At 60.4% G+C, this 25902-nt stretch carries 23 protein-coding genes and 2 pseudogenes; 16 read left to right on the top strand and 9 right to left on the bottom strand.

All coding sequences use genetic code 11. The features are described from left to right. Positions 1–138 precede the first annotated feature (138 nt). Positions 139–1872 (top strand): adenylate/guanylate cyclase domain-containing protein, encoded by a 1734-nt coding sequence (locus tag P9228_RS11230; protein ID WP_127403288.1) that lies wholly within the window; start codon positions 139–141, stop codon positions 1870–1872. Positions 1873–1884: 12 nt separating this feature from the next. On the opposite strand, the gene P9228_RS11235 is transcribed toward P9228_RS11230, so the two are convergent. Next, positions 1885–2463 carry a hypothetical protein gene (locus P9228_RS11235; protein WP_127403287.1) on the bottom strand — a complete coding sequence of 193 codons (579 nt, stop codon included), beginning with the start codon at positions 2461–2463 and terminating at the stop codon, positions 1885–1887. Between the two features lie 165 nt (positions 2464–2628). Here P9228_RS11235 and P9228_RS11240 point away from each other — a divergent pair, with 165 nt between their 5' ends. The 3 genes from P9228_RS11240 to P9228_RS11250 all read left to right on the top strand — a co-directional run bounded on the left by P9228_RS11240 (position 2629) and on the right by P9228_RS11250 (position 6878). Continuing rightward, positions 2629–3978, top strand: a complete 1350-nt coding sequence (locus P9228_RS11240; RefSeq protein WP_278053451.1) for a S8 family serine peptidase — start codon at positions 2629–2631, stop codon at positions 3976–3978. After that, a complete protein-coding gene (locus P9228_RS11245; RefSeq protein WP_127216139.1) occupies positions 3969–5087 on the top strand; it encodes a DUF1501 domain-containing protein in 1119 nt (372 codons plus the stop codon). The genes P9228_RS11240 and P9228_RS11245 overlap by 10 nt, the downstream gene beginning before the upstream one ends. A 618-nt stretch (positions 5088–5705) precedes the next feature. Continuing rightward, complete coding sequence (locus P9228_RS11250) at positions 5706–6878, top strand: MFS transporter (RefSeq protein ID WP_278054051.1); 1173 nt, start codon at positions 5706–5708, stop codon at positions 6876–6878. On the opposite strand, the gene P9228_RS11255 is transcribed toward P9228_RS11250, so the two are convergent. Then, on the bottom strand, positions 6821–7186 hold the full coding sequence (locus P9228_RS11255) for a hypothetical protein (RefSeq protein ID WP_278053453.1): 366 nt from the start codon (positions 7184–7186) through the stop codon (positions 6821–6823). The genes P9228_RS11250 and P9228_RS11255 overlap by 58 nt on opposite strands. Positions 7187–7840: 654 nt before the next feature. On the opposite strand from P9228_RS11255, the gene P9228_RS11260 reads away from it, so the two are divergent. The 4 genes and pseudogenes from P9228_RS11260 (at position 7841) to P9228_RS11275 (ending at position 9710) form a co-directional block, all read left to right on the top strand. After that, entirely contained in the window at positions 7841–8158 is a 318-nt protein-coding gene (locus tag P9228_RS11260; RefSeq protein WP_066999538.1) for a hypothetical protein, read from the top strand. A gap of 168 nt (positions 8159–8326) precedes the next feature. After that, complete coding sequence (locus P9228_RS11265; protein WP_278053456.1) at positions 8327–8692, top strand: hypothetical protein; 366 nt, start codon at positions 8327–8329, stop codon at positions 8690–8692. A 77-nt stretch (positions 8693–8769) separates the two neighbouring features. Then, positions 8770–9048 (top strand): annotated as a pseudogene (locus P9228_RS11270) (DUF763 domain-containing protein); the annotation flags it as partial. 281 nt (positions 9049–9329) lie between these two features. Beyond that, complete coding sequence (locus tag P9228_RS11275) at positions 9330–9710, top strand: MucR family transcriptional regulator (RefSeq protein ID WP_095802741.1); 381 nt, start codon at positions 9330–9332, stop codon at positions 9708–9710. Between the two features lie 370 nt (positions 9711–10080). On the opposite strand, the gene P9228_RS11280 is transcribed toward P9228_RS11275, so the two are convergent. Further along, entirely contained in the window at positions 10081–10260 is a 180-nt protein-coding gene (locus P9228_RS11280) for a hypothetical protein (protein WP_278053459.1), read from the bottom strand. A 370-nt stretch (positions 10261–10630) separates the two neighbouring features. Here P9228_RS11280 and P9228_RS11285 point away from each other — a divergent pair, with 370 nt between their 5' ends. Both P9228_RS11285 and P9228_RS11290 read left to right on the top strand, forming a co-directional pair. Next, entirely contained in the window at positions 10631–10921 is a 291-nt protein-coding gene (locus P9228_RS11285; RefSeq protein WP_128294375.1) for a hypothetical protein, read from the top strand. 297 nt (positions 10922–11218) lie between these two features. After that, positions 11219–11356 carry a hypothetical protein gene (locus P9228_RS11290; protein WP_278053460.1) on the top strand — a complete coding sequence of 46 codons (138 nt, stop codon included), beginning with the start codon at positions 11219–11221 and terminating at the stop codon, positions 11354–11356. Positions 11357–12857: 1501 nt separating this feature from the next. On the opposite strand, the gene P9228_RS11295 is transcribed toward P9228_RS11290, so the two are convergent. Continuing rightward, a complete protein-coding gene (locus P9228_RS11295; protein WP_095802744.1) occupies positions 12858–13238 on the bottom strand; it encodes a cytochrome c family protein in 381 nt (126 codons plus the stop codon). 571 nt (positions 13239–13809) lie between these two features. On the opposite strand from P9228_RS11295, the gene P9228_RS11300 reads away from it, so the two are divergent. Further along, a complete protein-coding gene (locus P9228_RS11300) occupies positions 13810–14775 on the top strand; it encodes an HWE histidine kinase domain-containing protein (RefSeq protein ID WP_278053461.1) in 966 nt (321 codons plus the stop codon). Positions 14776–16073: 1298 nt separating this feature from the next. Beyond that, complete coding sequence (locus P9228_RS11305) at positions 16074–18107, top strand: RTX toxin (RefSeq protein WP_278053463.1); 2034 nt, start codon at positions 16074–16076, stop codon at positions 18105–18107. A gap of 1087 nt (positions 18108–19194) precedes the next feature. On the opposite strand, the gene P9228_RS11310 is transcribed toward P9228_RS11305, so the two are convergent. The 4 genes from P9228_RS11310 to P9228_RS11325 all read right to left on the bottom strand — a co-directional run bounded on the left by P9228_RS11310 (position 19195) and on the right by P9228_RS11325 (position 21502). Continuing rightward, on the bottom strand, positions 19195–19380 hold the full coding sequence (locus P9228_RS11310; protein WP_245322562.1) for a hypothetical protein: 186 nt from the start codon (positions 19378–19380) through the stop codon (positions 19195–19197). Positions 19381–19807: 427 nt separating this feature from the next. Further along, positions 19808–20212: an Hsp20/alpha crystallin family protein gene (locus P9228_RS11315; RefSeq protein ID WP_278053464.1), complete on the bottom strand. Its 405-nt coding sequence runs from the start codon at positions 20210–20212 to the stop codon at positions 19808–19810. A gap of 12 nt (positions 20213–20224) precedes the next feature. After that, positions 20225–20740, bottom strand: coding sequence for an Hsp20/alpha crystallin family protein (locus P9228_RS11320; protein ID WP_278053465.1), 516 nt, complete (start codon positions 20738–20740; stop codon positions 20225–20227). 543 nt (positions 20741–21283) lie between these two features. Then, positions 21284–21502, bottom strand: a complete 219-nt coding sequence (locus P9228_RS11325) for a hypothetical protein (protein WP_127215396.1) — start codon at positions 21500–21502, stop codon at positions 21284–21286. Between the two features lie 482 nt (positions 21503–21984). Between P9228_RS11325 and P9228_RS11330 the strand changes: the two genes are divergently transcribed. From P9228_RS11330 to P9228_RS11345, 4 genes and pseudogenes are all read left to right on the top strand, one after another. Next, entirely contained in the window at positions 21985–23316 is a 1332-nt protein-coding gene (locus P9228_RS11330) for a sorbosone dehydrogenase family protein (protein ID WP_278053468.1), read from the top strand. A gap of 49 nt (positions 23317–23365) precedes the next feature. Continuing rightward, positions 23366–23574: pseudogene (locus tag P9228_RS11335) on the top strand (aldehyde dehydrogenase family protein); the annotation flags it as partial. 16 nt (positions 23575–23590) lie between these two features. Beyond that, positions 23591–24421, top strand: coding sequence for an alpha/beta hydrolase (locus tag P9228_RS11340; RefSeq protein WP_278054052.1), 831 nt, complete (start codon positions 23591–23593; stop codon positions 24419–24421). Positions 24422–25037: 616 nt separating this feature from the next. Then, the gene (locus tag P9228_RS11345; RefSeq protein ID WP_127215392.1) at positions 25038–25289 is read left to right on the top strand and encodes a hypothetical protein; all 252 of its coding nucleotides are present in this window, start codon (positions 25038–25040) and stop codon (positions 25287–25289) included. A 362-nt stretch (positions 25290–25651) separates the two neighbouring features. On the opposite strand, the gene P9228_RS11350 is transcribed toward P9228_RS11345, so the two are convergent. After that, complete coding sequence (locus P9228_RS11350; protein ID WP_259979830.1) at positions 25652–25774, bottom strand: hypothetical protein; 123 nt, start codon at positions 25772–25774, stop codon at positions 25652–25654. Positions 25775–25902: the final 128 nt, after the last annotated feature.

Genomic DNA, 25902 nt, shown 5'->3' on the forward strand with positions numbered 1-25902 from the left:
AACGGATTTCGCTCTGCCGCACGCCCGAAGCTCTTCATGCAGCAGTTTACACGCTGCCATGCGCGATAGCATCATGCAAATGTGCTAAAGTAGGTTCGGACGTCCGACCCGAGGTATGGATTGACCCCAAAGCCTAGATTGATCGCAAGCAACGGCACCCTGAAGCGACGGCTGACTGCGATCGTGGTCGCGGACGTGGTCGGCTATTCGCAACAAATGGCGGAAGACGAGGAAGGCACGTTTACCCGCGTCCGAGCGTTGATGCGCGACGAGATCCCAGGCTACGTTCATCGGCATGACGGCCGCGTCGTAAAGAACACTGGCGACGGTATGGTGGCGGAGTTCTTCAGCGCGGTCGAAGCGGTGCGGTGCGGGGTGGCTATTCAGGCCTATCTCGCAAGCCCCGAGCGGTCGTCGCCCGGTCTGTCGCTTCGGATGGGCATAAATTTCGGCGACATTATCGTCGACGGCGACGGAGACGTGTTCGGCGACGGTGTGAACGTGGCTGCACGGCTTGAACAGATCGCGGCTCCCGGAGGCATTTGCCTTTCGGCAAAAGTGCATGAGGAGGTCCGCGCAGGGCTCCAATTGCCCTTCGAATATTGCGGTGACTTTCTGCTCAAGAACATTCCCCGACCGGTGGCCGTCTACTCGCTTATTCACAGACCCGACGGCGCCTTTGCGAGGATCGGCGCCGAGACTTCGAGCTCGAACGCGCCGTCGATCCTGGTCCGCCCATTTGTCAGCACCGGTGGCGTGGAGCCGTACTTCAGCGAAGGGTTCACTGAAGACGTCATTACCGAGCTGACGCGGTTCACGCAGCTTTCCGTCGCGTCATATCACACCTCGATGCGGCTCAAGGATGTGGAGCTGCCGAAGCTGGTCTCGGATATCGGGCTCGATTTCGAGCTTGCGGGGCGAATCCGCAGGATGGGGAGGCGTATCCGCCTGTCGTGCGAACTGGTCGATGCCACGTCCGGCGGTGATGTTTGGGCAGAGCATTATGACAGCGACGATCAGGACATATTCGATGTGCAGGACGAACTGGTCCGCAAGATCGTGGGCACAGTTATCGGCCGGCTCAAGGCGGCGGGTGCGGAGAAGGCACGGCGCAAGCCGCCGGCCAACTTGGCTGCCTATGAGTGCGTGCTGCGTGGCAACGCCCTGCCGCTAGGCGACCTCGCGTGCGAAGCGGAAGCCAGGCAATGGTATCAGCGCGCCATCGACCTCGATCCGACCTATGGGCGCGCCTATGCCAAGCTGGCTCACTACAAGCAGCTGGAATGGTTTCGCGACATGGGATCTTCCGACGCCCTGCTCAACGAGGCGCATGAAATTGCCAAGAAGGCGGTGGCGCTCTCCGCCAACGATCCGGTCTGCCTCAACATTCTCGGCTGGGTGCTGCTGCACCTGCGAGACTTCGACGTCGCCGCGCAACTCTACGCACGGGCCCTCTACCTCAATCCGAACGATCCCGAGCAGGTTTCCTATCTCGGCACCCTCTACACATTTTGCGGCGAACCGGATCGCGCCATGCAATGGTTCGAGCGGGCGCAGGTGCTCGATCCGCTCTATGAACCATCCTGGTATTGGCCGTTTCGCGGCATCGTCCACTTCATTGCGGGCCGGCCCGAGCCGGCATTGGTCGCTTTGAGCCGTTCGTCGACCATGCCGACATGGGTTACGGCCTACATGGCCGCTTCGAGCTCGGCGCTTGGCCGGGACAGCGATGCAAAGTCGTACGCGGCTCGCGTGTTGGCGGGTACACCCAGCTTTTCCTGCAGTCGATTCGTGGCCAAGGAGCCCTATCGCCTGGAGGAGGATCGGGCCGCGCTGTTGAAGGGGCTGCTCGCCGCAGGGCTGCCGAACTGATCTTGAAGTTTGCTATCGGCAGCCGAAAAGGACCGCGGACGCAAGCTCGTCATGATAGTGCCGACCCTGCGCGTTTTTGTGGTACGCCCCGAGGTAATCTATCAGGTCCTCTCGCGTGACAACGCCTTCCGGCAGGGCCGGCAGGACCACAGTCAGCTCCGTAGGCGCATCGCACGCCAGTTTCACTTTCGCGTCGACGATCTGCTCCAACACAATAGTAAGTTCGTTACGAAAAATGACGTCATTCAGGTCTTTTACTTTCGACACTACGCCATTCAGCAAGCTCTTGCCTTTATAGTCGATATCGACACCAGCAAGATCAACAACACGTAAGGTGTTTCCCGTAGCACCTGTGATCTGTCCCACCTTCACACTTCGAAGGCTGCCACTTTTATCCCCAGTGCGCAGAGCTATGACATCGTTGAGCGTGAATGCGTTCGGTATGTCGACGGTTATACGCAAAGGACTTGTCGAGACTACCGCTGATACAGTCGCCGTGAATGCGGGCGGCAAAGCCTTCAGCCAGGCTCCCACGAGTGCCGCGCCAATCTCCTGAGCCTGTCGGCCCTGCTTGAGTTTCACCTTGGGCACAAGCGTTGCTCCCCGCGCTTTGAGGCGTGCGACAACAACCTAGGCTGCTTTTTCTTTGGCTGCAAGAAGAGCCCTCGAGCGGTTCGCCTCCAAAGCTTTGCCGTGGACAGAAAGAGCTATTGGGAGCATGCTGCAAGTCAGTCGACCAGCAGACGGTTGGGATCCATGAGGTTCGCCTGGCTTGTGACTTCTCTCGCCACCACACTTTCCGCGTCCACAATCGTGCACGCGGACGAAGACCCCGGCGGGCCGCAAGTAACGCAACACACATTCATCGCGCCACTTGCGGACAAGGACAGATTTGCATCGGTTATCACCAGCCTGAACAAGATCAATCCGTCGGGGGACGCCCTGCAGGCTGTCGACATGCCGGATCTGGGGTTTAGCCTGGTCACTGGAAGCTTTACCGACGAGGAAGCGAACAAGCTTCTTTCGGAAGGGTATCAGGAGCCGGACTCACTTGAAGTAAGCCTGTTCGCGGATGGCGGTTGCGAAGCACGTAGTCGGCTAGAGCCTGTGACGGGTGACAAGCTCGTGCCGCCGAGCGTTTGCAGAGTCATCGGGTCGCCCAGTCCTGTGACCGGCGGGCCTGCGGTCTGGATCATCGATAGCGGCGTCGACGACGACGTCGTCACAAAAGGGCTTCTCAATATTTCGGAACGGATCAACTGTATGGTTACCCCATGCAGCACGACCACCGGCGCGCGAGACACTCAAGGTCACGGCACGATGGTCGCAGGCATCATTGGCGGAATGCGCGTGCAAGGTACAACAAGCGGTCAATTCCTTGGCATCGTTGGGGTCAGCCCAGGGGTGCCACTCAAGATTGTCAAGGCATTTGAAGGCGAAAAGTCGAAGATCGTCGGACCGCCGCTTGTCGCCCTACAATATGTCAGTGATCATGCGTCGGCCGGCCAAATCCTGAACATCAGCTGGGGCACGCAGTTCATGGAGACCGCGAAGAAGGGTGGCCAATTGGACCTGCTTGGTCAGATGGACAAGCTGCTGTTTGAGATCGCAAACAAGCAGGTCCGCATCGTGATTGCGGCGGGCAATGCGCGGGAAGACGACGAGGCGTCGTGGGTACAGTCCTTTTTCCCGGCCAATGCGTCGGAATATCTTTCTCCAAACCCGACGCAAGGCTTCATCCAAAGTGTCTCGGCATCCGACAGCACTTATATCCCGACCGGCACCGGCACTGGCGTGTGCAGCACCGTTTCAAACGGGTGGTGTGATGTGCTTTGGAATGGCGGCGCTTTTGGCGCGGCCATGTCCGAGCCCGGCGTTGGCGTCCAGGTGCTTTGGCGGAGTACAAACAATCACAAGCTAAGACAGAATATCTGTTCGGGGACGTCCCTTGCCGCTCCAGTCCTGGCGGGACTGTTGGCTCGGACCACTGCGAGTTTGCCAGAGGCCCCGATCAAAAAGGGCGTGATCCCAAATGCCGATCAGCTTGGATTTTCGACGGCCGGAACGCCGGACGTCGCTGATCCGGACTATCCGAAATGCAATTGACGCGCCGCACGGCCCTCCAGGGTTTGGGTCTTACCTCGCTTTTTGCTACCAGCGCAGGCTTTGCTTCGGCGGTTTTTGCCGGCGACATCCACCCGCGGCTGCTGGTCGTCCACCTTCGGGGCGGACTTGATGCGCTGGCCGCGCTGCCGCCCCATGGTGATCCGGATTTCCGGCGGGGACGAGGCAGGGCGAGAGAACTTGGCACCTCCGACGACGCGTTCGGTGTGAAGCTTGATCCGCTGTTCGCACTTCATCCGGCGCTGGAACCTCTTGCTCGGTTCTATTCGGCTGGCGAATTGCTGATCCTGCCCGCGACGGGCATCCCGGATATCGGGAGATCGCATGACGCCGCGCAGAGGGTGCTGTTCGACGGCGATTTCGACGGCGGCGATTTTGGCTGGCCGGGAAGAGCCGCTTCGGTGCTGTCGCAGGGAAGGCAACCAATCTGGCGTGCTGCGCCGGCCGGCCTGCCAAATGACGCGCTTTTCGATCTTGTGTTGGGCAATCCGGGACTTGACCTCGCCCGCCTTTGGCTCGGCGAGGCGTCCGGTTCAGCCGGAGACGCCGTGCAGACATTGCTTGCGCGGCGACATGCGCTGAGTGCTGCAAGCTTTGTCGCAGCGGCGACCTCCGCGGGGCAGGCGCTGTCCGGGCCGGACGGCCCGCGCGTGGCCCTGCTGCAGTTGGACGGTATCGATACCCACGTTGCTCAGGGAGAGCGTCTTTCGGCCACCCTTGGGACATTGGCGCGCGGTGTCGTCGCGTTCTCGGAAGCGGCAGCCGCAATCTGGCGTCAAACCGTTGTGCTCGGCATTACGGAATTCGGGCGCTCTGCCCACTTCAACGACCAAGGCGGCACCGACCATGGCAGTGCCAGCGTAGCGTTCTTGATGGGTGGTGCGATAGCCGGAGGGCGGATCGCGGGTCGCTGGCCCGGATTGGCGCCAGATCAGCTCCACGAGGGGACCGACTTGGCAGTCACCACCGATGCCCGCTCGATCGTCAACGCGGTGTTGAAAGACCATCTTGGACTGTCAAGCCAGGCAATGGCGATGGTCGCTCCCAACGCATCGGGCCTTCAAGCAATCAAAGGATTGTTTCTGGTTTGATACATCCTTTGCGACAGTCACGACGCCAACACCCCGCATCAGGGGCGCGAGACGTCGGGTGCGGCGCCCGAAAGGAGTTTCAGAAGTTTTCCGTCACACATCCGTAGGCGACAAGACCGGGCTGTTCGAGGCGACACTCGAACGGTCGGCAGCTCAGGCGTCAGCGACGCTTGACGACGATTGACGTCCCCCCGCCCCGCCCGAATAGCCACATGCCCACTCTTCAAACGGCGGCTCTTGCGCAACAACCACATAACGTTTGTACGACCGAGATGCGGCGCAAAGCAGCCGAATTGGTTCCTTTCGCCGTGGCTCAGATTTGCGACTTGGTCTTGATCGCTTCCGACCTGAACTCAGTGCTAAAAGCGTTGCCGGAAAGCGGAATAGAGGTCGCGTCCATGCACAATCAGCCCGACGACGAACCCGGGCTGTTCTCCATTGATCTCTGGGCGAATGACGACTGTCGGGAAGTTGGCCAAAGGACTAAACCTGGCCCTCGATCAAGTACACCTCAAGACGGGTAGCTGATCTTTGACAGAGTCCCTTCGAAATTCCGAAGGCAACTGCGTTGGCCCTGGCGAGGTCAAGCACCTTGGGAAAGGCGGCCGCGCTGCGGACATATACGCGGCGCGGGCCTGTCGAGACTTTGGCGATGGCTTTGCCGCAGTGCTCTTGCCGGTATACCTGGCTTCAATCGGGTTTGGACCGCTCGAGATCGGCGTTGTCGCCACCGCCGCACTCCTTGGTTCGGCGCTTCTGACGCTCGGCATTGGATTCCTGGCCGTACGGGCGGACCGGCGCACTCTGCTTTTGGCTGCGTCCGGCCTGATGATCGCAACCGGGGTGGCCTACACGCAGTCAAGCACCTATGCAGCTGTTCTGCTCGTGGCTTTCCTGGGCACGATCAATCCTTCGTCCGGGAGCGTCAGCATCTTCGTTCCGCTCGAGCACGCCGTCTTGTCTCGGCTTGTCGCGGATACGGACCGCACGGAGGCATTCGCACGCCATAGCCTGTTAGGTGCGCTGGCGGCTGCGTTTGGCGCCCTTGCTGCAACCAGTCCCGATTTCTTGGTGACGATTGGGATCGCACGGCTCACCGCTCTCAAGGCAATGTTTTTCCTCTATGCCGTTCTTGGCGTGGCGGGCGGCCTGGTGTACGCGCGCATTCCTGCTGGTCCGAAAACGTCTCCACAGGACCGGCCCGCCGCGGCACTTGGGCCGTCGCGCGCTATTGTCTACAAGCTGGCGGCGCTGTTCAGCATCGATGCCTTCGCCGGCGGTTTTGCCGTGCAATCGCTCATAGCTTTGTGGCTGTTCAGCAGGTTCGGGCTTTCGCTATCGACCGCCGGGGTGTTCTTTTTCTGGTCGGGTGTTTTGTCTGCGGTTTCATTTCCGGTCGCTGCATGGCTGTCGAGGCGCATCGGGCTTGTGAACACGATGGTGTTCACGCACATCCCGTCAAGCATTTGCCTGATCCTGGCCGCCTTGGTGCCGAATCTCTATGTCTCTCTGGCATTTCTTCTTGTACGCGCAGCACTGTCCCAGATGGACGTGCCGACTCGCTCCTCGTATGTGATGGCAGTCGTTACGCCACCGGAGCGGCCCGCGGCGGCGAGCGTCACCTCTGTACCACGCAGCCTCGCGGCCGCTGCGAGCCCGGCGATCGCCGGCGCGCTATTTGCCGAGGGGTTCGAAGCCTGGCCTCTGGTGATCTGCGGTGCCCTCAAGATCCTCTACGACTTGGCCTTGCTTTGGGCTTTCCGCCACATCAAGCCGCCTGAAGAGAGCTGAAGCTGCGCACGACCCTGTGCGACTGCGGTCAACCCATCCCTCAAGCTGCTGCGATCTGCGGCGACGCTGGCGAGCACGATCCCCGCAGCGCCTTCGATGCCGTGAGACAGCAGCGAACAGGCGCGGCTCTCAAAGATGTGCACAAGCCGTTCGCGGAACAGGATCGGCAACACCGCCACCGTGGACAGGGTCACTGCAATGCCGGTCATCATCGTAACGGCAAAGAGAAGACCCGCTACCGGAACTCCCCTCGACATCGCGAAGGTCATGACGAAAAGAGTCAACGGGCACAGGATCACGCCAGCCATGAAGCCGACGGCCTCGCGCTCCTAGCGGAATGATCGGCCGTGGCCAGGAAGTCGATCCAACTACCACGGGCGCCCTGCCGGCCGGCTATACGACAGTCACGGTCGCGCACGGCGGCAGCGCTGTCAGGTACATTGTTCCACATAAAGAATAGCCCGGAAGCCGAAGCCGCCGGGCCAAAGCCGAACTTGGAGAGGTTCAGGTGTGATGCTCACTCCCACCCCGAATCCGGTTCGAACGCACATAACACATCCGCGATTGCTAAAAAGCCCGGCCACCGAGGCAGCCGGGCCAAAAAGAACCCCAACTTGGAGAGTTCAGGTGTGTGGCTCATTGTATCCCGCAAGCCGGTTGAACGCCACAAACGCGGGGTTGCCTGTTAGCGAACCGCCACCATCACAAATCGCGCTTGGTGGCCGTCAGCACCTAGGAATTCGGCGCCGTTGTGATTGCCGCAGGGGGTATGGCGACTCCGAAGATCGAAGACAGCGGGGCGAAGAAAAGCGTGGCTCCCCCGCAAGGGCGAAGATCGACAGCTTCGGCGCCGCTTCGCTCCTTGCCGGGCCCAGGATCGCCGTCCAACTTTCTCGGAACACCACCCGTCCCGAAACCGTTTGTGCCTCGAAGGGGCAACCATCGACCTCAAGGAGGCAGCGATGAAAAAGCTTCTGCTTGCTTCGATGATCGCCATCGCCTCGGCGTTTGCGATCGCGCCGGCGAGTGCCGGTAGCGTTCAGTTCGGCATCGGCGTCGGCCCCAGCTACGGCGATTACTATGGTGACTACTATGGCGGGTATTACCCTCACCGCTATTACCGACACGTCTACGATGACGACTACTACACTCCCTATCGCGAGCGTTATGTGGTGCGCTATCATAACCGGTATTATCGCGATCATTGCCGGATCAAGATCGTGAAGCACTGGCGCCACGGCCACCGCGTCATCGAAAAGATCCGCATCTGCCGGCGCTGACCGACCAGCGAGCGGACATCTCCCCGCGGCGAGGGGAGATGTTGCCGTAGTGCGTCCGCCTCAGCATCTTCGCCGCAACCTGCTCTTGCCACCGGGAATATTAGCGACCGGGAACATGGGTTCCTACGGCGCGTTTACCCGATGATCAGCCTTCAGGAGGAGGTTGCCATGAGAAAACTGCTACTCGCTTCAGTGATCGCCGTTGCCACCGCGGCAGCCACGGTCGCGCCTGCGGATGCGCAGGGGTTCTTCGGTCTCGGTTTCGGTCCATTCGGCGGCTTCAGCCCGTTCTACGGTGGCCCATTCGGTGGGCCATTCAACGGTGGTCCTTTCTACGGCGGCGGCCCGTTTTACGATTATGGCGGCCGCTATTACGGCCCTCGCTATTATCGCGATTATTATCCTGGCTACGTGGCCCGCTATCCGCATCGCTACTACCGGCACCGCCACTACCGCCATTGCCACGTAAAGTGGGTGCGGCACTGGCATCATCATCGCCGGGTGCTGGAACGCGTGCGGGTTTGCCGTTACTGACACGGCCAAACATTGGCTGCGGCTGCGCCGCCTTGCAAATTCCCGCTAAATGCCCGGCATTCATAAGGGAAGCAAAAGTGACGCAGCGAAGCGGCAGCGCCGACCTGCCGCTGCATGGCGGGCGGGTTCCGAAATGGCTGGGCGATCGCATGACGAAGCTCGGCGCGGTGCTGTGCGAAGCCATCATCCATCATTATGGCCGCGACGAGCTTTTACGGCGCCTGGCCCATCCCTTCTGGTTCCAGTCCTTCGGCGCTGTGATGGGCATGGACTGGCACTCCTCCGGCATCACCACTTCCGTCATCGGCGCGCTGAAGCGCGGGCTCAACCCGACGGCCGGTGAGCTTGGCATCCACCCTGTGGCGGGCGCGGGATGGCGCACTTCATCTTCGGCCGCAGATCCACTCCATGGCGGGAGCGTCAGGGCCGAAGCGATCGCGGAGCGCCGGCAGATCGATGCTCTGATGACGATGGCAGTCTAGGCAGCCGCCCGTGACGGACATGCCCGCGTCGATAAGCTCTTGAAGAGTCCAGCCGTCATGCTGGCGATCCAAGGGCGGCTCGGCCTTTTAGCGGGATTTCATTTTATTAGCAGATGCGCTCAAATAGAGAGGTTTGTCAGACAAAGAGATTTCGCATGTCACTAGTGGACCTCACCGCCGACATCGTCTCCGCTTATGTTAGCAATAATCTCGTCTCGGTAACCGACTTGGCGGATTTGATCGCGTCGGTGTATTACTCGCTCACTGGCGCAGCCCTGCTGCCAAAGCAGGAGCCTGCCGTCGACCCGGAGCGCTCGGTCTTCCCCGATCACATCATCTGCCTGGAGGACGGCAAGGAGTTCAAGTCGCTCAAGCGGCACCTGAGGACCGATCACGGTCTTACACCAAAGCAGTATCGCGCGAAATGGAACCTGCCGGCAGAGTATCCGATGGTGGCGCCGAACTATGCGCAGCGGCGATCGGACTTGGCGAAGGGGTTGGGCTTTCAGCGGAAGCCTGCAGATCTCCGAAAATGAGGTCGCCGCACCAGCGAGGATTATATTCCTGATCGATGGACGAACCTAGAGGTACGCGATCACGCCATGTCCTTTTGTGGTAGAAATTAGCTATCTTGCATGTGCGGCGGACCGCCGGTTCGCCAGGCCGGCGCCAGGACTCAGGCAATTCTCCCCACGAGAAAAGGCGCCGGTCACACCTTAGCCCGCCGCGCGGGTGTGGGGGCACACCCAGCGGCGGGTTAAAGGATTCTGCCGAATATTGGCGTCCTCGTGATGGGGCGTAAGCAAGCGCCCACGCTGCCGCGCATCACGGGTCAGCGCCTTTTGGCTGAATTTCCATTTATTAGCAGACGCGCATATACTAGCTCGCGGCTCTTACCCCTGCCGGCTAAGGCCCGGTGGCTGCGGCAAGCGCACCGGCCAGAAGGTCGACCACAGGTATCATGAGGCTCTTGCGACGGCCTTTGCGCAGCGTAGCTGCGTATGCGCTGTAGAGGCGCCGGCCATCCTCGCCAAAGCGGTCGGCGTTCGAATAGACTTTCGGCGGCTTTTGTTTAGGCCTGAGCATGAGTTCCCCCACAACCCGCAGCCTATAATGGCGACGGCTAGCCACAACCGGCTGCCCCTGTCTCGTTTCTGCACAAGCCCGTTGTTACCCCTAACCCGGATAAAGCCCGGCGGATTGTCACCACTTCCCCGAAGCGATGGGACGCCGGGCCGTCGACGCGCCATAGCCCTGGCTATGTAAGTTGTCTGCCATTCAGATGCCAGAACGGAAAGAGTACAAGAGGCCCTACAAGCCCGCCGACGAGAAGGCGCCTCCGGTCGAGACGCTTTTTCGGGAATAAAGCTACGAGGAGCGGCGTTGAAGACGTGAAGGGGACGGCGGCGTTCCTGCCCAGCATCGGAGGGACCATACAATCGTTGGAGAACCCACCATGCGAACACTTATCTTCATTGCAGCGTTTTCGCTGCTCGCTGGCCCCGCGTCAGCGGCCGATCACCTCTTCACCGCCACATCGGCAGGCGGCTTGACGACATCGAGCCAACCTTTCCAGAACGGCATAAACAACAAAGCGCCGACTGCCGAGCAAGTGCCGGGCGGGGGTAGCCCGCTGTCCGGGGAGGATCATACCGTCCCGGCCACCGACACGCAGACTGGTGCCTCACTAAGGTCCATGCCTGCGGCCACCCAGGGCAAGACGGCACCGTCAGCCAACGCCCACTGACAATCGCGTCGCCCCGTGACAGGCGAGTTCACCGCGCGGGATCTCCGCCGCTAGGCGGACAGAGCCGGGCTTTTCCGCGGCGCTAGCGCGCGGCCGTTCCATTTCAGGACGGGACTGCCGGCATTGATCTTGCACAGCACACGTTGCCGGTACCGCTCCCGGGCCGGCAGCTCGTCGGGTTTGAGGCTGTTGTTGGGGGCCTCGCCCGGCGAGTTCTCCCGTATATTAGCGATCACTTGTAAACACAGCAAAACAGGAAGATAATGCCTGGTGCGAGGAGCTTTGAGGGAGGTTCCGATGCGATGGACTTTGGTCGTGATTGCGCTGATTGTCGGCTTGGTCCTTTGGGACCACTATGCCAATGACAGCACCTATATTGCCGACGTCGAGAGAGGACTCAGACAGATCGCTGCGGAAATGCCTGGCGGCGCCTGAAGCGGTTGCCCCCGTTGTTGCCTTACACAGATCGCCAACAATCGTGCTCGCCTTCGCCGGCTGACCAAAACAACACAATTGCCATCGGCTGCCGTGACGCTATGGTTGGCGTGTCCGGGGTCTGGTTGCCCCAATCCCGGACCAGGCCCGGCAGATCGTCACCACTTCCCCCGAAGCACTGATGGCCGCCGGGCCGTCTTTAGTGCTGCGGCAGCTTCTTCGGAGAGGTATCTGGCGCGTAGGCCAGGGTAACGCGCTTGCCGCGCACACCGCGCATTTCATCTTCGGCCGGAGATATCCCCATCGCCGGAGCGCCAGTATTCTCGATACGACCGAGGTCGCTTTGGTCCCTAGACTGAAACCTAAGCCTCACTGCAGCATTTGAGAGAACCGGTGAGGAAATGCGTCACCTTCCCCGTTGGTGTCAGCTAAGATAGATACCCGCCATGCCGACGGGCATCGTCTTGTCCGGATGCCCCGCCGTTCGCGAGCGAGACGGCGATGTTGGCTGTAACGGCGTCTCGCTTGACCAGTGTCGGCTTTTCATATGTGCGCTTCATCGCGAATCCCCTTGCTGAAGTTGGCCGTGACCTAGCGGCGGCAGCAGCGCCGTCATTTAAAAGATTTTGGTCCGCGGGCATCTCTCTGTTCACCGACAGGCTTTCGCAGTGCTGATGATAGCGACAGCCCGTCGCCAGCTATGGGGGGAACAGGCGACGGGCTGAGCGGCAATCGCCAGTGACAGCTGGATATGACCGCCTGCAGAAACTGACACCGAGAGCGTCCGTTCCGTTGAAACCTCGCACATATACAAAGGAGGGAGGCGGCGAATACGTTAGCCTTAACTGATTATAGACCGCGCTGTCCTATTCTGAGACAGCGCGGTCTTTCCATCGGCCGCGCAGGCGGCTCCGGCAACACCCAGCAGCCCACCCTGCCAGCTGTCGGAGCCGCCACCCAATAGATACCAGCAATGGTTGAATCAACTATTACCACGCATCCTCACCGGTGCATTTCGCCGATCATTACAATTTTGGGATGGGAGCGACGAACGTCGAGGGGCATGTTTCGCCGGTAAGACCAATGCGACGGAAATTGGACTTCAGTCGCAGGATCTCAAAACTGGTCGGAGCCCGCTCGCACGAGCGGGCTCCGTCGTTGCCTTTCAGACGGCCGGCAGAACGGAGGACAGACCGTGCCGCCGACTCTACAACCGCTTGCGTGTCGCGATGTTCCCTGTTCCGGCTTAGATGCGCTCAAGTCATCTCTGACAATTCAATCGACAAAATTTGTGATCGACGGTCTGAGAGCCGGTATACGCCCGGATTATTTTCGGGCAGCTCTCGCCGCGCGGCTTGGGCCGTCTTGTTACAGCGAATTTCGTTTAGGAACCTTCAGGATTTCGGCGTCTAACGCCGTCAAATGTGATTTCGCCGGTTTTCCCTCACAGGCGGGGGCGCAAACCATTCCCGCGCCGCGGTAAGCGTGAAAGCGACTGGCCTTACTTGGAAAACTGTTTCAGGTAAGCGATGACGTTGGTTACGTCCTGATCGTTCTTGAGGCCGGGAAACGCCATCTTCGTCCCTTTGATCATGCTCCTGGGGTCATGAAGATACTTCGTCAGCGTGGGCTCATCCCATTTGATGCCGGATTTGCCTGCCTCGGTCATGGCCATGGAATAAGTGAAACCGGGATGCGTGCCCGCGGTGCGCCCGATGACGCCGTTCAGAGAGGGGCCAACCTTGTTCTGGTCTTGGTCGGCAATATGGCAGACCTTGCACTTGGTGAAGACCTTCTCGCCCGCGGCGGCATCCTGCGCCCGCGAGGGGCTTGCAAGGAAGATCGTGGCCGACGAGGCGATGAAAAGTGCGATTGCGCGCATGGCATTCCTCCCTGACGATCGTCATTTGCGCCGGACGATCCGAACGCCAGCTGCGCTGGCGTGGCCTGAACGGTAGAGCGGAATATCCGTGCTCACACCAATGGAATTGCGGCATCTACATACCACAATATCAAGCCGATGGGTAGAAACGCCAATCTTTCCGAGGCTGATGAGGTTCCAACAAACCCCTAGAGCGGGCCGAGCGGCAGCTAAAGTCGTTGTTATATCGAGCCTTGTCCAAGCCCTCTCTCCCCAAGAGAAAGATGCGGCCGGACATTCAGTTAAGCAAGTGCCCCGGATTGCTTCCTGGGATCTGGCGCAGGGCTCACGGCTCAGTGCAGCGCCAACCCCGTGATCAAGACAACGAGTTCGACGGCAAGAGGGCCGGCTAGAAGCCAAAAGAGCTCGAGCCCGACGGGCTGTTCAGGATGCCTCACTGGCGTCCCCCACTGGCTGGAAGCTGAATGCGGAACGCGAGCTTCCGCGATCTTCGGCTTGGCGGCAAGGTTCTTGACCTCACCATGACCGTCGGCAAACATAGGGCATGGGGGGCCGCGACGCCGGGATCGCAATGCAGCTCAATGCTGAGCTTCAGAAATTTGCCTTGGCATATCTGCCTCGCGCCAGAGTACCCCTCGCGCGTTCGACAGCGATGGGCCTTGCGGCCTTCGCTGTCGCGCTCCTGGTCCGCCTCGGTCTCGCGCCATGGATACGGGGGCTGGCTTTCCTGACGTTCTATCCCGCCATCCTCATAGCCAGCCTGTTCGGCGGCTCCTGGGCTGGGATCCTCGTCCTGGGTCTTGGCGTGACCGTCGGAAGCTCCCTTTGGCTGGAACCGATCACATCGCCCGAATGGGGCCTGGGAACGCTTGTCGCCGTGCTGGCGTTTCTCACGTTCGGTTGCCTTATGATCGGAGCTGTCAGCCTAACCCACGCGTTACTTTTTGCGCTGCGGGACGCCGAAGAACGCGCCTCGCTGGTCGCGGCCGAGATGCGCCACCGGATCACGAACCTCTTCCAGTTGGTGCAATCGATCGCGCGCTTATCGGCAAAAAGCTCAGACACCACAGATGAGTTCATGCACAATTTTACGGAGCGTCTGAAGGCGCTCTCGGAAGTTCAGTCCGGCGCGGCAGTAAACCCGAGGGGCATCTCGTTACATGGACTTCTCGAAGCAATGGCGGCGACATATGGCAATGACCGCCTATCCTATGAGGGTGTTGATGCGAGCCCTCATCCAGACACGACGCTAATGCTGGGACTTGTTCTGCACGAATTAGCGACCAACGCCACGAAGTACGGTGCGTGGTCGGCGAGCGAGGGCCGTGTTCACGTCAGCTGGGACATTCAGGGCGACGTGGTTCGGATGCGGTGGCAGGAAAGTGGCGGCCCGATCGTGCTTGGAAAAGCTCGAAACGGGGCAGGCACCCGTTTGCTCGACAACGCCTTCCAAAGCGCAGGCGGGAGCGTGAGCTGGCTCCCTCAGCCGGAAGGCCTCATCGTTGAAATTGCCTTCAGGCTGACTGGCAGGGACTAAACAGGGGAGCGACAATTTCGGAAGACGCCGCAAGAATCAACGCGTCGCCGTCAGCTCTGCCTTTACACCCCGCCAGGCATGCAGCAGTTTCGGGCTTCGCCGGCCGGACAGAGCAGCCCAACTGCCACCCGAGGCAAGTCTCTATTATGAGCCAGCCGTTCGGCCGGCGATAGGCGAATAACTTTCAGCTGATTAGTATCCCGCGGTGCGTATCCCTGCTTCACACCGGTGCCGAACGCAGCGCCTGATACCAACCGGCTCGAACTGACCACCCGCGAAGGCGCTCGAGTTCCTTGCGCGCTCGAAAGCCTGCAGCACCACCGCCCAATTCTAAGCCCTTCGTCTGACCGAATAGCCGTTGTGATGACGCAGAATTCTCTGAAATAATAGCACGCGCTATCTGAAGGCGTGCCAATGTTTATAGAACTCCAAGTCGCGCCTCGAGGCTGAATTTGAGCCCCGAATTAGGCGCGGGCAGCTTCGAATGGATCGGGGTCAATTGGCCGGCAGGAAGGAGTAGCTCGAACACGGCTTTGCCAGCTTGTCACGTACGCCGTCTTGGCGCAGGGCCGTCGCGCCTGTCGGCTCGCATCATCTTAGGAATACCGGCATTGAACGCGCATGTGTGAGACCGGCTGCGCCTGTGTTTGGAGGTCTCTGGTTCTTCGCTGCCTCTCGGTACGATTCTCACCCACCATTCGTCTCGAGTCACGTGAATGGCGCGGTCGAATACGACGGTTCGAGGCTGCTGCGATCAGGCTGACGCTAGGTGTTTTTGTGACGTGCGGTGAAGGAGACACTATATGTCCGAACTACTTTGGATCCCGGGCATTGGCGGGAGCCTTGGAAACGACGCGACTTGGTTCGGCTTCTGCTCCTCCCTCAAAGGCCTTCAGACGATCGGCGACGGACCGGTCCCAACCGCTGGAACTGGCGCTCCGGCTGCCGATATTGACAGCAGGCCAAGGGCTTCGGCGATCGAGGAACCGACTCCCGATTCCGGCAGTCTTGCTGCCGGAATCGGCAAAAGCATTCATAGCGATGGCCCGGATTTAGCCGCGACCAGAATCGATGCCCTCATTGCCGCCTGCACTTCGACAGGCGGGATCAATGCCGGCCTGAACGGCCTTGCGGAAGCTGCAGCCAGAATTGGTATTCATCTCGACGGCACCTTTCCTGAGAGCGCGACAGGATATGCCTCGGGCTTATGGCATCGTGCGGGCCTCCCAGATGCCACCCACGAAAACACCAGTGCCGGTGCCGCATCCAACACCGGCACGACCGCAACGGCGAGCGCATTGACCGCCGCCAATGCTTTGGGGGCCGACCCGGTGTTCGAAACGAGGGTCGCGACCGCAGGGGACGACGTCGAGGAGAAAGGCTCCGGCTCGATTTCGACCAATATCAACGATCTGGAGTTGGGTTTTGACAGCAGCACCCGCCAGACCGTCGGTCTCCGCTTCACCGGTATCGACATCCCGCAAGGCGCGATCATCACCAGCGCCTACATCCAGTTCCAGGCCAATGAAGTGAAGACAGGCGCGACCTCGCTGCTGATCAAGGGCCAGGACACCGACGACGCAAGCGTCTTCACCAGCACCAGCTTCAATGTATCGTCACGGGCAACGACCGACGCGTCGACGGCTTGGACGCCGGCCCCGTGGACCACGGTGGGCGAACACGGCTTGGCCGAGCGCACGCCAGACCTTACGGCTATCGTCCAGGAGATCGTCAGCCGCTCGGGCTGGGCGGCGCTCAACGACATGGCCTTCCTGATCACCGGCACCGGCACGCGCACCGCCGATTCCTACGAATACAATCCCGCCAGCGCGCCGCTGCTGCACATCGAATATGTCTTGCCGGGATCCGGGAATCCGGTGGCCTTCAACACACCGGCCGATGCCGATCCCGGCGCCAACCAGATCGCCGAGCTCGCCGCGGCGGGAGCATCCACCGGGATCACCGCTTCGGCCACGGATCCCGATGCCGGCGCGACCGTCACCTACAGCCTCAACGATGCACGCTTCGCTATCTCCAATACCGGTGTCATCACGCGTTCGGCCCTTGGCACACTCGACTTCGAAACCCAGTCGTCGATCAACCTGACGGTGACGGCAACCTCTTCCGACGGCAGCACCGCCAACAAGAGCTTCACCCTCGCTGTCCTCGACAGCCCGGAGCCTGTAAAGTTCAACGCGCCGCCCGATGCCAACACCGCGGCCAATCAGATCGGCCAGAACGCTGCCGCCGGTACTGCCGTCGGCATCACCGCCTCGGCCAAGGATCCCGATGCCGGTTCGACGGTCATCTACACAATCGACGACACGCGCTTTGCCATCAATTCCAGCACCGGCGTCATCACGCGATCGAGCAGCGGCACGCTCAACGCTCAGTCCGAGCCGACGATCGATCTCCACGTCACAGCCACCTCGTCGGACGGCAGCGTCGCCACGCACACCTTCACCGTTGACGTCACCGGCGGCAGCCAGTTGCCGACATCGGTGACCTTGGCGCATACCATTCTGACTTCGCAGTGGTCGCCGCCGAGTCCCGATCCAACCGATATCGTCTATATTTCTCATCTCGGCACGCTGCTCGTTTCCGACAGCGAAGTCGACGAAATGTCGATTTTCACCGGCAAGAATCTCTACCAGATGAATCTGAACGGCACCCTGGCGGGCACGCTCACCACCATCAATTTCTCCGATGAGCCGGCCGGGGTCACCTATAATCCGGCGAACCACCATCTCTTCTTCTCGGACGATACCGGCACGAAGAGCGTCTACGAGTTGAACCCGGGCAACGATAGGCTTTACAACACGTCCGACGATATCGTGACCTCATTCAGGACCGCTGCGTTCGGCAGTACGGATTCGGAGAGTCTTGCCTACGACACAAACCGCGGAGTGCTCTATCTCGAGGATGGCACCACCCATAGCATTTACACCATCGCTCCGGGCCCGAACGGCAAATTCGACGGCGTCCCAAGCACGGGCGGCGATGATGTCGTGACGAGTTTTTCTACACAATCGCTCGGCACACCCTCCGACGGCGGCCTCGCGTATGATCCGGTCCACGACCTGCTTTATGTCATCGTGTCGCGCACCTCCGTGGCAATGGTGACGCCAACCGGCGATCTGCTGGGCACACTCGACATCTCCGCCGCCAACGCGAAAAAGCCGGCGGGACTTGCGCTGGCGCCGAGCAGCGACGATCCGAGCCACCAAATGAGCCTCTACGTCGTCGATCGCGGCGTGGACAACGACTCGAATCCAACCGAGAACGACGGCAAGATCTATGAATTCCATTTGAATGATTGGCTGCTCGCCTGATCTGACTTCTCAGCCTTTTGGTCACCGGGCTAATAGATCAGCGGCCAGCGACAGTCGAGGCATCCGCCCGGGACCGAGATGCTGACGTGCCGTTGTAACGTCCACCCGCCATGTTGGAGGTTCAAGCGGGTTCGACCTTTAGCTTAATTTCCAAATATTAGCAGATGCGCATATAGTGGCTCGCCGGCTCTTACACTGCCGGCTAAGGCCCGGTGGGCCGGCCCCCAAAGCCACACCCAAAGGCTACCGGGCCACCCATCCGTCATATGGCGCGAAATGTGAGACCGCCAAGAGCCCGCTGGCTTGAGCGGACGAGCGGGCTCCGGGTCTGTGCAACCCAAGCGAGGCGGGTCTCTGCAATCGCCGCGAGCCCAACCGGGACGGCTGGTAGAATGTTCCCGGCCTCCCCGTAGGCGCGATTGAGAAGTAAGCCGCTTGAAGTAGAACAGATCCGGCGACTGAGTCACTTGACGCGCGCGCTCCCCCGAAATGCTGATGCAGGCATGCCGCGACTGAATTGCCTTTGAATATTAGTTATGTCTAAACTTAACGTTTCGGCGCGGCATTAGGAGGCCCGTGCCGCGTTCCAATGATGCGGCGTGCGTAGCATGTCAGGAGGAACGAAATGAAAACGATCCTTATCGTCACGACAGCGCTTGCATTCGCAGTCTCCGCTCCCGCGTTTGCTGACCCTAAAGGCATCTCGACGACAACCACCAGTGAACAGGGACACAGCGGAAACCCACCCAACAACGATAATGGGACGACAACGACAACGACATCGACCGGACCGAGCGGGCAGATCAATAACGGGAAGACCGACTGCAATAATTGCTCAACGTCGACCACGACGACCGGACCGGGGAATAGTAACTGATTACGACCTGTCATGCGGGGAACCGCGGACATGTGAAGACCATCTGGTGAAGGGAGTGGGATATTCTATTGGGATACCCCACCCTCTTTCGGTTCAAAAGCGCCCCTTAAGCCGAACCTGATGCTGGCGAGGAAACCGCGGCGGCTGGTTGCCACCTAGGCCACCCCTAGCTGCCACCTCGCGCGTGCGTGAGTGACCGGTACCTGTCTCTCAACCCGCCAAGCCGCCCCCACGGTGCTGCATCGCTTCGCTCACGAACTGAAACACGCTATCGACCTCCTCGTATATCTCTTTGGGCGCGATGCCCTGCCGCCCGGCAGTAGCCAGGAGTTCAAGGACAAGATCGGCAATGGCCCCTGAGTCTTCGGTGCTCACGTTTTGCAGATGTTCTGCCATCCACCGGTCCAGAAATTTCAAAGCCCGCGCGCTCATGCGAAGGAAAACCTAGCCGCTGCTTAGGATTCTTTCTCGAAATCGTCGCATGCAAGAACCCGCTCGTTTGAGGGGGACGAGCGGGCTCCGTGCTTTCAGACGGTCACGGGTAGATGCGAGGACGACCCGTGCCGCCGCGACCATGATCGCATGCCCGTTGAGATGTTCTATTCGGACAGAAGTCGTAGAGACTCACACTTTGGTCCCTATGCTGAAACCTTCGCCGTGCTGCATCATTTGATAGAGCCGGCGAGCATGGGGTTCTTTCGTTCGACGGCAGTGAAGAGAGTGAATAGATGGCCCGCCATTCCGTGCCTGGAGTGACGGGCATCGGTTGCTTCAAGGGATCGGGTCTCTGATTCGCATCGTCAATGTCCTCTATCTCCAAGGGCTAAGCCATCTTGAGTTGGATTTTGCGGGCCTTGGCCGGCGCCGCCTTGGGCAGCACTAGACGCAGGACGCCGTTCTTCTGCGACGCCTCGATGCCGTCGCGGTCGATGTCCTCGGATAGCGTGAAGACGCGCTCATAATCGCCGGCGCTGTATTCGGCATAGACCTGACGATAATTTTCATGCTGTTGATCGGCCGCGTAGCCGCGGATCGCCAGTGTCCGTTTCTCAAGCGTGATATCCACTCCATCCGGGGCGACGCCGGGCATATCGACGAGAAGGACGACATTGTCCTGCGTCTCATAGATATCGGCGCGCGGCACGAATACGGACCGCGAGCGGGTCCGTTCGCCGCCGTCAGGCTGGCTGATGACCTGGCGATCGGTGGTCTTTAGTTCCTGAGCCATGGTTCCCTCCTCTCATCCCTTGATCTGGATCTTCTTCGGCCGATCCGCCTCCGGTCGATGCAGTTCGACCTCGAGCACCCCGTTGCCGAAACGCGCCTCGACCTGTTCCGGATCGACGCGGAACGGCAGTTGCACCGTCCGGGAGAAGCTTCCGTAGGGGCGCTCGCGGCGATGCCAGACGGCTTTCTCGTCCTCCGCCCGAGAATCGCATTCGCCCTTCAATGTTAGTGTTTTGTCGCGCACCGTAAGTTCGACCTCGTCGGGCGCGATCCCAGGCAATTCGGCGGTCAGCGCTACGCTATCGTTGCCGACCCAAAGATTGACCGGGGGAAACTCCTGGGCGGCACTGGCCGTCACGCCGGCCAGACGCTGATTCACTTCCTGTTGCATGCGCCGCATTTCCAGAAACGGATCGAATCCGACGCGGCCCAAATCCGATAACAGCATAGGGATCCTCCTTCGATTGACGACCAGACGCCGCAACGCGCGAAGCACGCGTGCACCGGAAGCGAACTGGATCGAAGGCAATCGGGCGGCGATCAGGCAGAGATCGAGACGGCCAGGAGCCAGCTCGCAACCGCGAGGAGGGAAGTTCGAGCAAACGCCGGAACATATCCTCCATGCGAGCGACATGAACCGAACTCGGTCCCTGATAGGACCGTTGTTCCCGTGCCAGGACCCGATAGCGGCATCCGGCAAAAATGAGTTAGGGAGGGCCAAATTGCGTTTCAAGAGGTGGTCTTTGAGACGCTCTGCGATCCCCCACCGGGCCGCTTCGGCCGTGACCGTGAGCCTCACGGCGCCTTAGTAACGGAGCGCCAACCCAAAGCTCGACGGCGCTGCATCGATTGCAGAGAGGCCGTCGGGAACCGTCAAACCGGCAAAGAGCAAGGCGGCATCGGGCTTCGAGTTCTAGGCCCGCTTAGCGCGGATGGCATAGCGGCCCGGGCGTGACCAACTTTCGGATCTATGCCTCGCCTACCGTTGGTCACCGCCAGGGCAGCGCCTAGCTTCGCGACGAGCACAGGATCGCCAATTGCATAGGTGGTGCTGGGGCGAAATTTCGCGGTGCTAGCGATTGTCAAGCAAGACGGCCAACTGTCTGGTGCCGGCGCTTTCTACAATCAGTTCTTCCAGCCATAGCTCGCTGGCACGAGTAGCAGGTGCGCGACGTCTGACGACACGTATCGCGTCTGATATGGAAACTGCTGTGGTCTTCGCATGATCATCCAGGTATCGGCCCACTTCAATCACGACATCCGCATCGACGTTGGGCGGCAATTCTCGCATGGCACCCTCCTGGAAGCACGAGCCCCAAGTATCGCGCTGAGGAGTCGGAGAGTCGACACGGACCAAAGGCCCGTAACGAGACGAGATGTTTTATCGATACAACATGGAAGCCCCTGAACGCTCGCTTCGGCTTCTCTGCTTTTGGCTCTTGCGGTGTGCCCACGCTTGCCACCTTCCCAACGAAGGCGCCGGGCTGATCTGGGCGAGATAGATGATGCCGGCGAGCGTATGGCTTGCGACAGGCCAACCAGGCGAGGCGTCATCCAACCAGGCTTATCTTGGTTCGCTCGAGTTTGGGCCGCCGGCGTTGCCGGAATCTCCTCGCGGCATATCTATGGCAGAGAGCAGAGCGTCGCGAACTCCTGGCTCTCAAGCGGATCGGCAACGGATCACGAGCTGCTGTTTTGACGTAATTGGAATACCATGCCGCTGACTAGCGTTTAACCAAAGAGCACGAGGCGAATCCGAACGGAGGACGTTCGATGCATGCCGGCTTCCCACAAAACTTGATCCTAGCTGGATTGGGAGCCCTCATAGTCAGCTGCGCTAGCGTCCCAGCTCAGAAAATGGTGGCAGTAACCGGCTATGGCCCTAACCCTACCCTGCCGAAACCGACACCCACACTGATCCCAACCGTCAACATCGCGGAGGCAACCGGCTGGCAGAAAGGTGGTATGCCAACCCCGGCGAAGGGGCTGAAGGTGACAGCGTTCGCCACCGGCCTCGACCATCCGCGCTGGCTGCACGTGCTCCCGAACGGCGACGTGCTTGTGGCCGAAACCAATGCCCCTGCGAAGCATGACGATGGGTTCAGCCTCAGAAAGCTCGTCATGAACCAGGCCATGAAGCGAGCCGGCGCCGCGACCATCAGCGCTAACCGCATCACGCTCCTGCGCGACACCAATGGCGATGGCGTTGCGGATGTGCGCAGGATTTTCGTGGAAGGCCTCAATTCGCCCTTCGGCATGACGCTTTCCAAAGGCAAGCTCTATGTCGCCGACACCGACGCGCTCGTCGCTTTCCCCTACTCCAACGGCCAGACCCGAGTAACCGCGCGGCCGGAAAAGATCGTCGACTTGCCGGCCGGAGACATCAACCATCATTGGACCAAGGACGTGATCGCAAGTCCGGACGGACGTAAACTCTATGTCACGGTTGGCTCCAACAGCAACGCTGGAGAAAATGGCATCGCCGCGGAGAAAAACCGCGCCGCCGTCCTTGAGGTGGATCGGTCCAGCCGCAGCACCCGGGTTTTCGCATCCGGGCTGCGCAACCCAAACGGGCTCTCCTGGAATCCTGAAACCGGCGAGCTTTGGGTCGCCGTGAACGAGCGTGATGAGATTGGCGACGATCTCGTGCCTGATTACATTACTTCAGTTCGCAACGGCGCTTTCTATGGCTGGCCCTACAGCTATTATGGGCAGAACGTGGACGAACGCGTCAAGCCGCAGCGCCCTGATCTTGTAGCGGCGGCGGTCAAGCCCGACTATGCGCTCGGCTCCCATACCGCCTCTCTGGGTCTTGCCTTCTCCAGACGCGCGTCGCTCGGCACGGCCTATGGCAACGGCGCTTTCGTTGGCCAGCACGGCTCATGGAACAGAAGCGTGCACAGCGGTTATAAGGTGATCTTCGTGCCGTTCCGCGGTGGTAGACCGAGCGGGCCGCCGAAGGACGTGCTCACCGGCTTCCTCGGACATGATGGCAAGGCGATGGGCCGTCCGGTCGGCGTTGCTGTCGATCGGGCCGGCGCGCTGCTCGTCGCCGACGATGTTGGTAATGTCATCTGGCGGGTCACCCGAGCGAAGGTGCGTTAGCATCAGTGCCTTTCTGGCCGCGTTTTCCGCAACCGCGATCTCCAGCGCCGAGTATGGCCTTGCCGCCTATATCTACGCACGCGTCTTGCAAGGCACCCGCATGGCATCGAAGATCGAGCCCGTTATGATCGCGCTCAATCGCGATCTGATGTCCGACCCTGCCGACCCTCCGCAAGCGTCAAGCAGAGCGGGCTTGGGCGCGAGGGGCGGCCAGAAGCATTACAAGCCGAGTTCATGGAGGCGAAATACTCGCCGTGATGATCTGATGAGAGAGATGGCGAAAGACCCATTCCGCACGCTCGATCACGTCCCCGAGTTCGACAACATCGTCGCCGAGATCCGCCGCAGAAGTGCGGAGACCAGGGCGAAAATCCCCATGATCGCTGATGTCGCTTATGGAGCCGGCCACGCTGAAACTCTGGACCTCTTTTTCCCTGAAGGCAGACGCGATCGACTGCCGGTGCATATCTTCATCCATGGCGGCTACTGGCGCATGTTCTCCAAGACAGACTATTCTTACGTCGCGGGATGTGTAACCAAAGCAGGAGCGATCGCGGTCATTATGGGCTATGCGCTGATGCCGGCGGTGAGGATGGCCACGATCGTCGACCAGATACGCCGCGCCAAGCGGTGGGTGGATGAACACATCGAAAGCCACGGCGGCGACCCCGGCAAGTTGACCGTCAGCGGCCATTCCGCCGGCGCGCACCTCGCGACGATGCTTTTCGACGACGACAGCCGACCATCGGGTCTCAAAGGAGCGCTCCTGCTCGGTGGCATCTACGATTTAAGGCCGTTGCAAGAGTCGTTCCTCGCTCCTGAAATAGCCATCACCGATGAAGAGGTTGAGCGGTTTTCGCCGATCGACCATCGTTTCGATCCGTCGGTGACAGTCCAGATCTCGGTCGGGGCGGATGAAACCCCGCCTTTTCATAGCCAGGCTGCGGCTTTTGCGGAGCATCTGAAAAACCAAGGACTGGGTGTTTCACGAACGAGCCTGGCGAGGGTGAACCATATGAGCAGCGTCCGCGATCTGGGCATACCCGACACAGATGCTGCCCGGTCTTTGGTACATCTGCTGGCATCTGTTTCGGGAGTGTCTTGATCCGGCGGAATCGCGCGGGCTTTGACATGCGATGCCAGGGAACCACGATGAAGGCCCTGCCAGCCTCCGTTTGCGCGGCACCGAAGGGGAACTCATCCTGCACAGAGGCCGGCAGGGCGAGCTGGGCGTATGACCGGCCAAGTCATCCGGCCCGCCGTCAAGCGAAGCCGGTGACTTGGGCATATCGGTGGTCGGCGTTGCTACCGTCCAACGAGTGAACGCGAGGGCGCTCAGGAGCACGTGGCGCCGCGGAGCAGCATAGGCGCCGAAATCGCGAGGGCGCATCGCGCAACTCATGAAACCATGTTTCGCAACAGCCGGCTCGAGGGGGCTGTCTCATCAGTTGTCGAATTAGCACCCGGCCTTGCCTCGGTGCACTTCACATGGATCCTAACCGGTGCATCAGCTCCGGACGGCGCACCCGCCGGAACACGGCAAGGCATTCTGCTTCTGGTTGTGAAGGAAGAACCGTCGGGCTGGCGGATAAAGGTGGCTCAGAACACCGACATCGTTCCAGGCGCGATTGCTCCTCCTTCCAACGAAAGAAGGTGAGCGCCCGAGAGGGAACAAGCTGATCGAGTGCAAGTTGGGACGCTCCTTTGTTGGAGTGAGCCTGATGACGGTTAGGCTTTACAGGGTGGAAGAGATGGTCGGCGACATGCCGATATCCTATCGCGTAGCCAGCGCAGACACTCCTTGGGAGGCCGCCAAAAAGGCCACCGGCAAGGACGTCACGGCACGGACAGATGAACGCTTTTGGGTGCGGGTGACCGATGAAGGAAACCGCACGGTTTACAAATATGCCTACAAGTCTCGTGCCTCGGGCGCCTTTAAGGTTCTGGCAGGCTTGGCCGCAAGACTGACTTAGCGAGTCCGCAGAAGAGCCCGCCGCACCTCCTCCGCGAGCGGGCTCTTTGCGTCAGGACCGACCCGACAGGGCGCGCTCGACCGTCTCCCGGGAGCTGCGACCAGGAACCGAACTGCAGCGGAACAAAAAGCCCGCCGACCGGGGCCGACGGGCTTCGATGCGAAACCAGCGAACTCAAGCCGGCTCGACGGGTGGTCCCGAAATTGGGGCAGCCGCTACCGTAGCCAGACGTTCACGCTTGCGGAGAGTGGGCTTCTCGTATGTCTTCTTCACAAAATTCCCCCTATGGTCTTCAAACGCGGCGAAACTGGCCTGTGCTATCGCCGGTTGTCAAGAGCGTCGGGGGCGAGCGCAACTGGCGTTCACTGCATTCCCGTAGCTGCGACTATGATGAGGCCCATCGCAGCCGCAACGATGACAGCCATCATGGCGATCTCAAAGCCGCTTCCGCCGTTGAGTATTTTTTTGTCGGCCATGGTTTTCACGCTTTCCGCTCCTGAACTAGGCGCCCGCCTGTGGGCGACAAGCCACCAAACTTGGTTGGCTCGTCTTCTGGCGAGGGCAGAAGCGCGCCGTCATTTAAAAATGATGGACGTCCCTGCGCAGGCATCTT

The sequence above is a fragment of the Mesorhizobium sp. WSM4898 genome (genome assembly GCF_029625845.1).
Classification (GTDB): domain Bacteria; phylum Pseudomonadota; class Alphaproteobacteria; order Rhizobiales; family Rhizobiaceae; genus Mesorhizobium.

Excerpts from the sequence above, each read along its gene's own strand:
- P9228_RS11240 (WP_278053451.1), top strand. The coding sequence starts at position 2,629 with ATGAGGTTCGCCTGGCTTGTGACTTCTCTCGCCACCACACTTTCCGCG.
- P9228_RS11245 (WP_127216139.1), top strand. The coding sequence starts at position 3,969 with ATGCAATTGACGCGCCGCACGGCCCTCCAGGGTTTGGGTCTTACCTCG.
- P9228_RS11255 (WP_278053453.1), bottom strand. The coding sequence starts at position 7,186 with ATGGCTGGCGTGATCCTGTGCCCGTTGACTCTTTTCGTCATGACCTTC.
- P9228_RS11260 (WP_066999538.1), top strand. The coding sequence starts at position 7,841 with ATGAAAAAGCTTCTGCTTGCTTCGATGATCGCCATCGCCTCGGCGTTT.
- P9228_RS11265 (WP_278053456.1), top strand. The coding sequence starts at position 8,327 with ATGAGAAAACTGCTACTCGCTTCAGTGATCGCCGTTGCCACCGCGGCA.
- P9228_RS11275 (WP_095802741.1), top strand. The coding sequence starts at position 9,330 with ATGTCACTAGTGGACCTCACCGCCGACATCGTCTCCGCTTATGTTAGC.
- P9228_RS11280 (WP_278053459.1), bottom strand. The coding sequence starts at position 10,260 with ATGCTCAGGCCTAAACAAAAGCCGCCGAAAGTCTATTCGAACGCCGAC.
- P9228_RS11285 (WP_128294375.1), top strand. The coding sequence starts at position 10,631 with ATGCGAACACTTATCTTCATTGCAGCGTTTTCGCTGCTCGCTGGCCCC.
- P9228_RS11290 (WP_278053460.1), top strand. The coding sequence starts at position 11,219 with ATGCGATGGACTTTGGTCGTGATTGCGCTGATTGTCGGCTTGGTCCTT.
- P9228_RS11295 (WP_095802744.1), bottom strand. The coding sequence starts at position 13,238 with ATGCGCGCAATCGCACTTTTCATCGCCTCGTCGGCCACGATCTTCCTT.
- P9228_RS11300 (WP_278053461.1), top strand. The coding sequence starts at position 13,810 with ATGCAGCTCAATGCTGAGCTTCAGAAATTTGCCTTGGCATATCTGCCT.
- P9228_RS11310 (WP_245322562.1), bottom strand. The coding sequence starts at position 19,380 with ATGGCAGAACATCTGCAAAACGTGAGCACCGAAGACTCAGGGGCCATT.
- P9228_RS11315 (WP_278053464.1), bottom strand. The coding sequence starts at position 20,212 with ATGGCTCAGGAACTAAAGACCACCGATCGCCAGGTCATCAGCCAGCCT.
- P9228_RS11325 (WP_127215396.1), bottom strand. The coding sequence starts at position 21,502 with ATGCGAGAATTGCCGCCCAACGTCGATGCGGATGTCGTGATTGAAGTG.
- P9228_RS11330 (WP_278053468.1), top strand. The coding sequence starts at position 21,985 with ATGCATGCCGGCTTCCCACAAAACTTGATCCTAGCTGGATTGGGAGCC.
- P9228_RS11340 (WP_278054052.1), top strand. The coding sequence starts at position 23,591 with ATGGCGAAAGACCCATTCCGCACGCTCGATCACGTCCCCGAGTTCGAC.
- P9228_RS11345 (WP_127215392.1), top strand. The coding sequence starts at position 25,038 with ATGACGGTTAGGCTTTACAGGGTGGAAGAGATGGTCGGCGACATGCCG.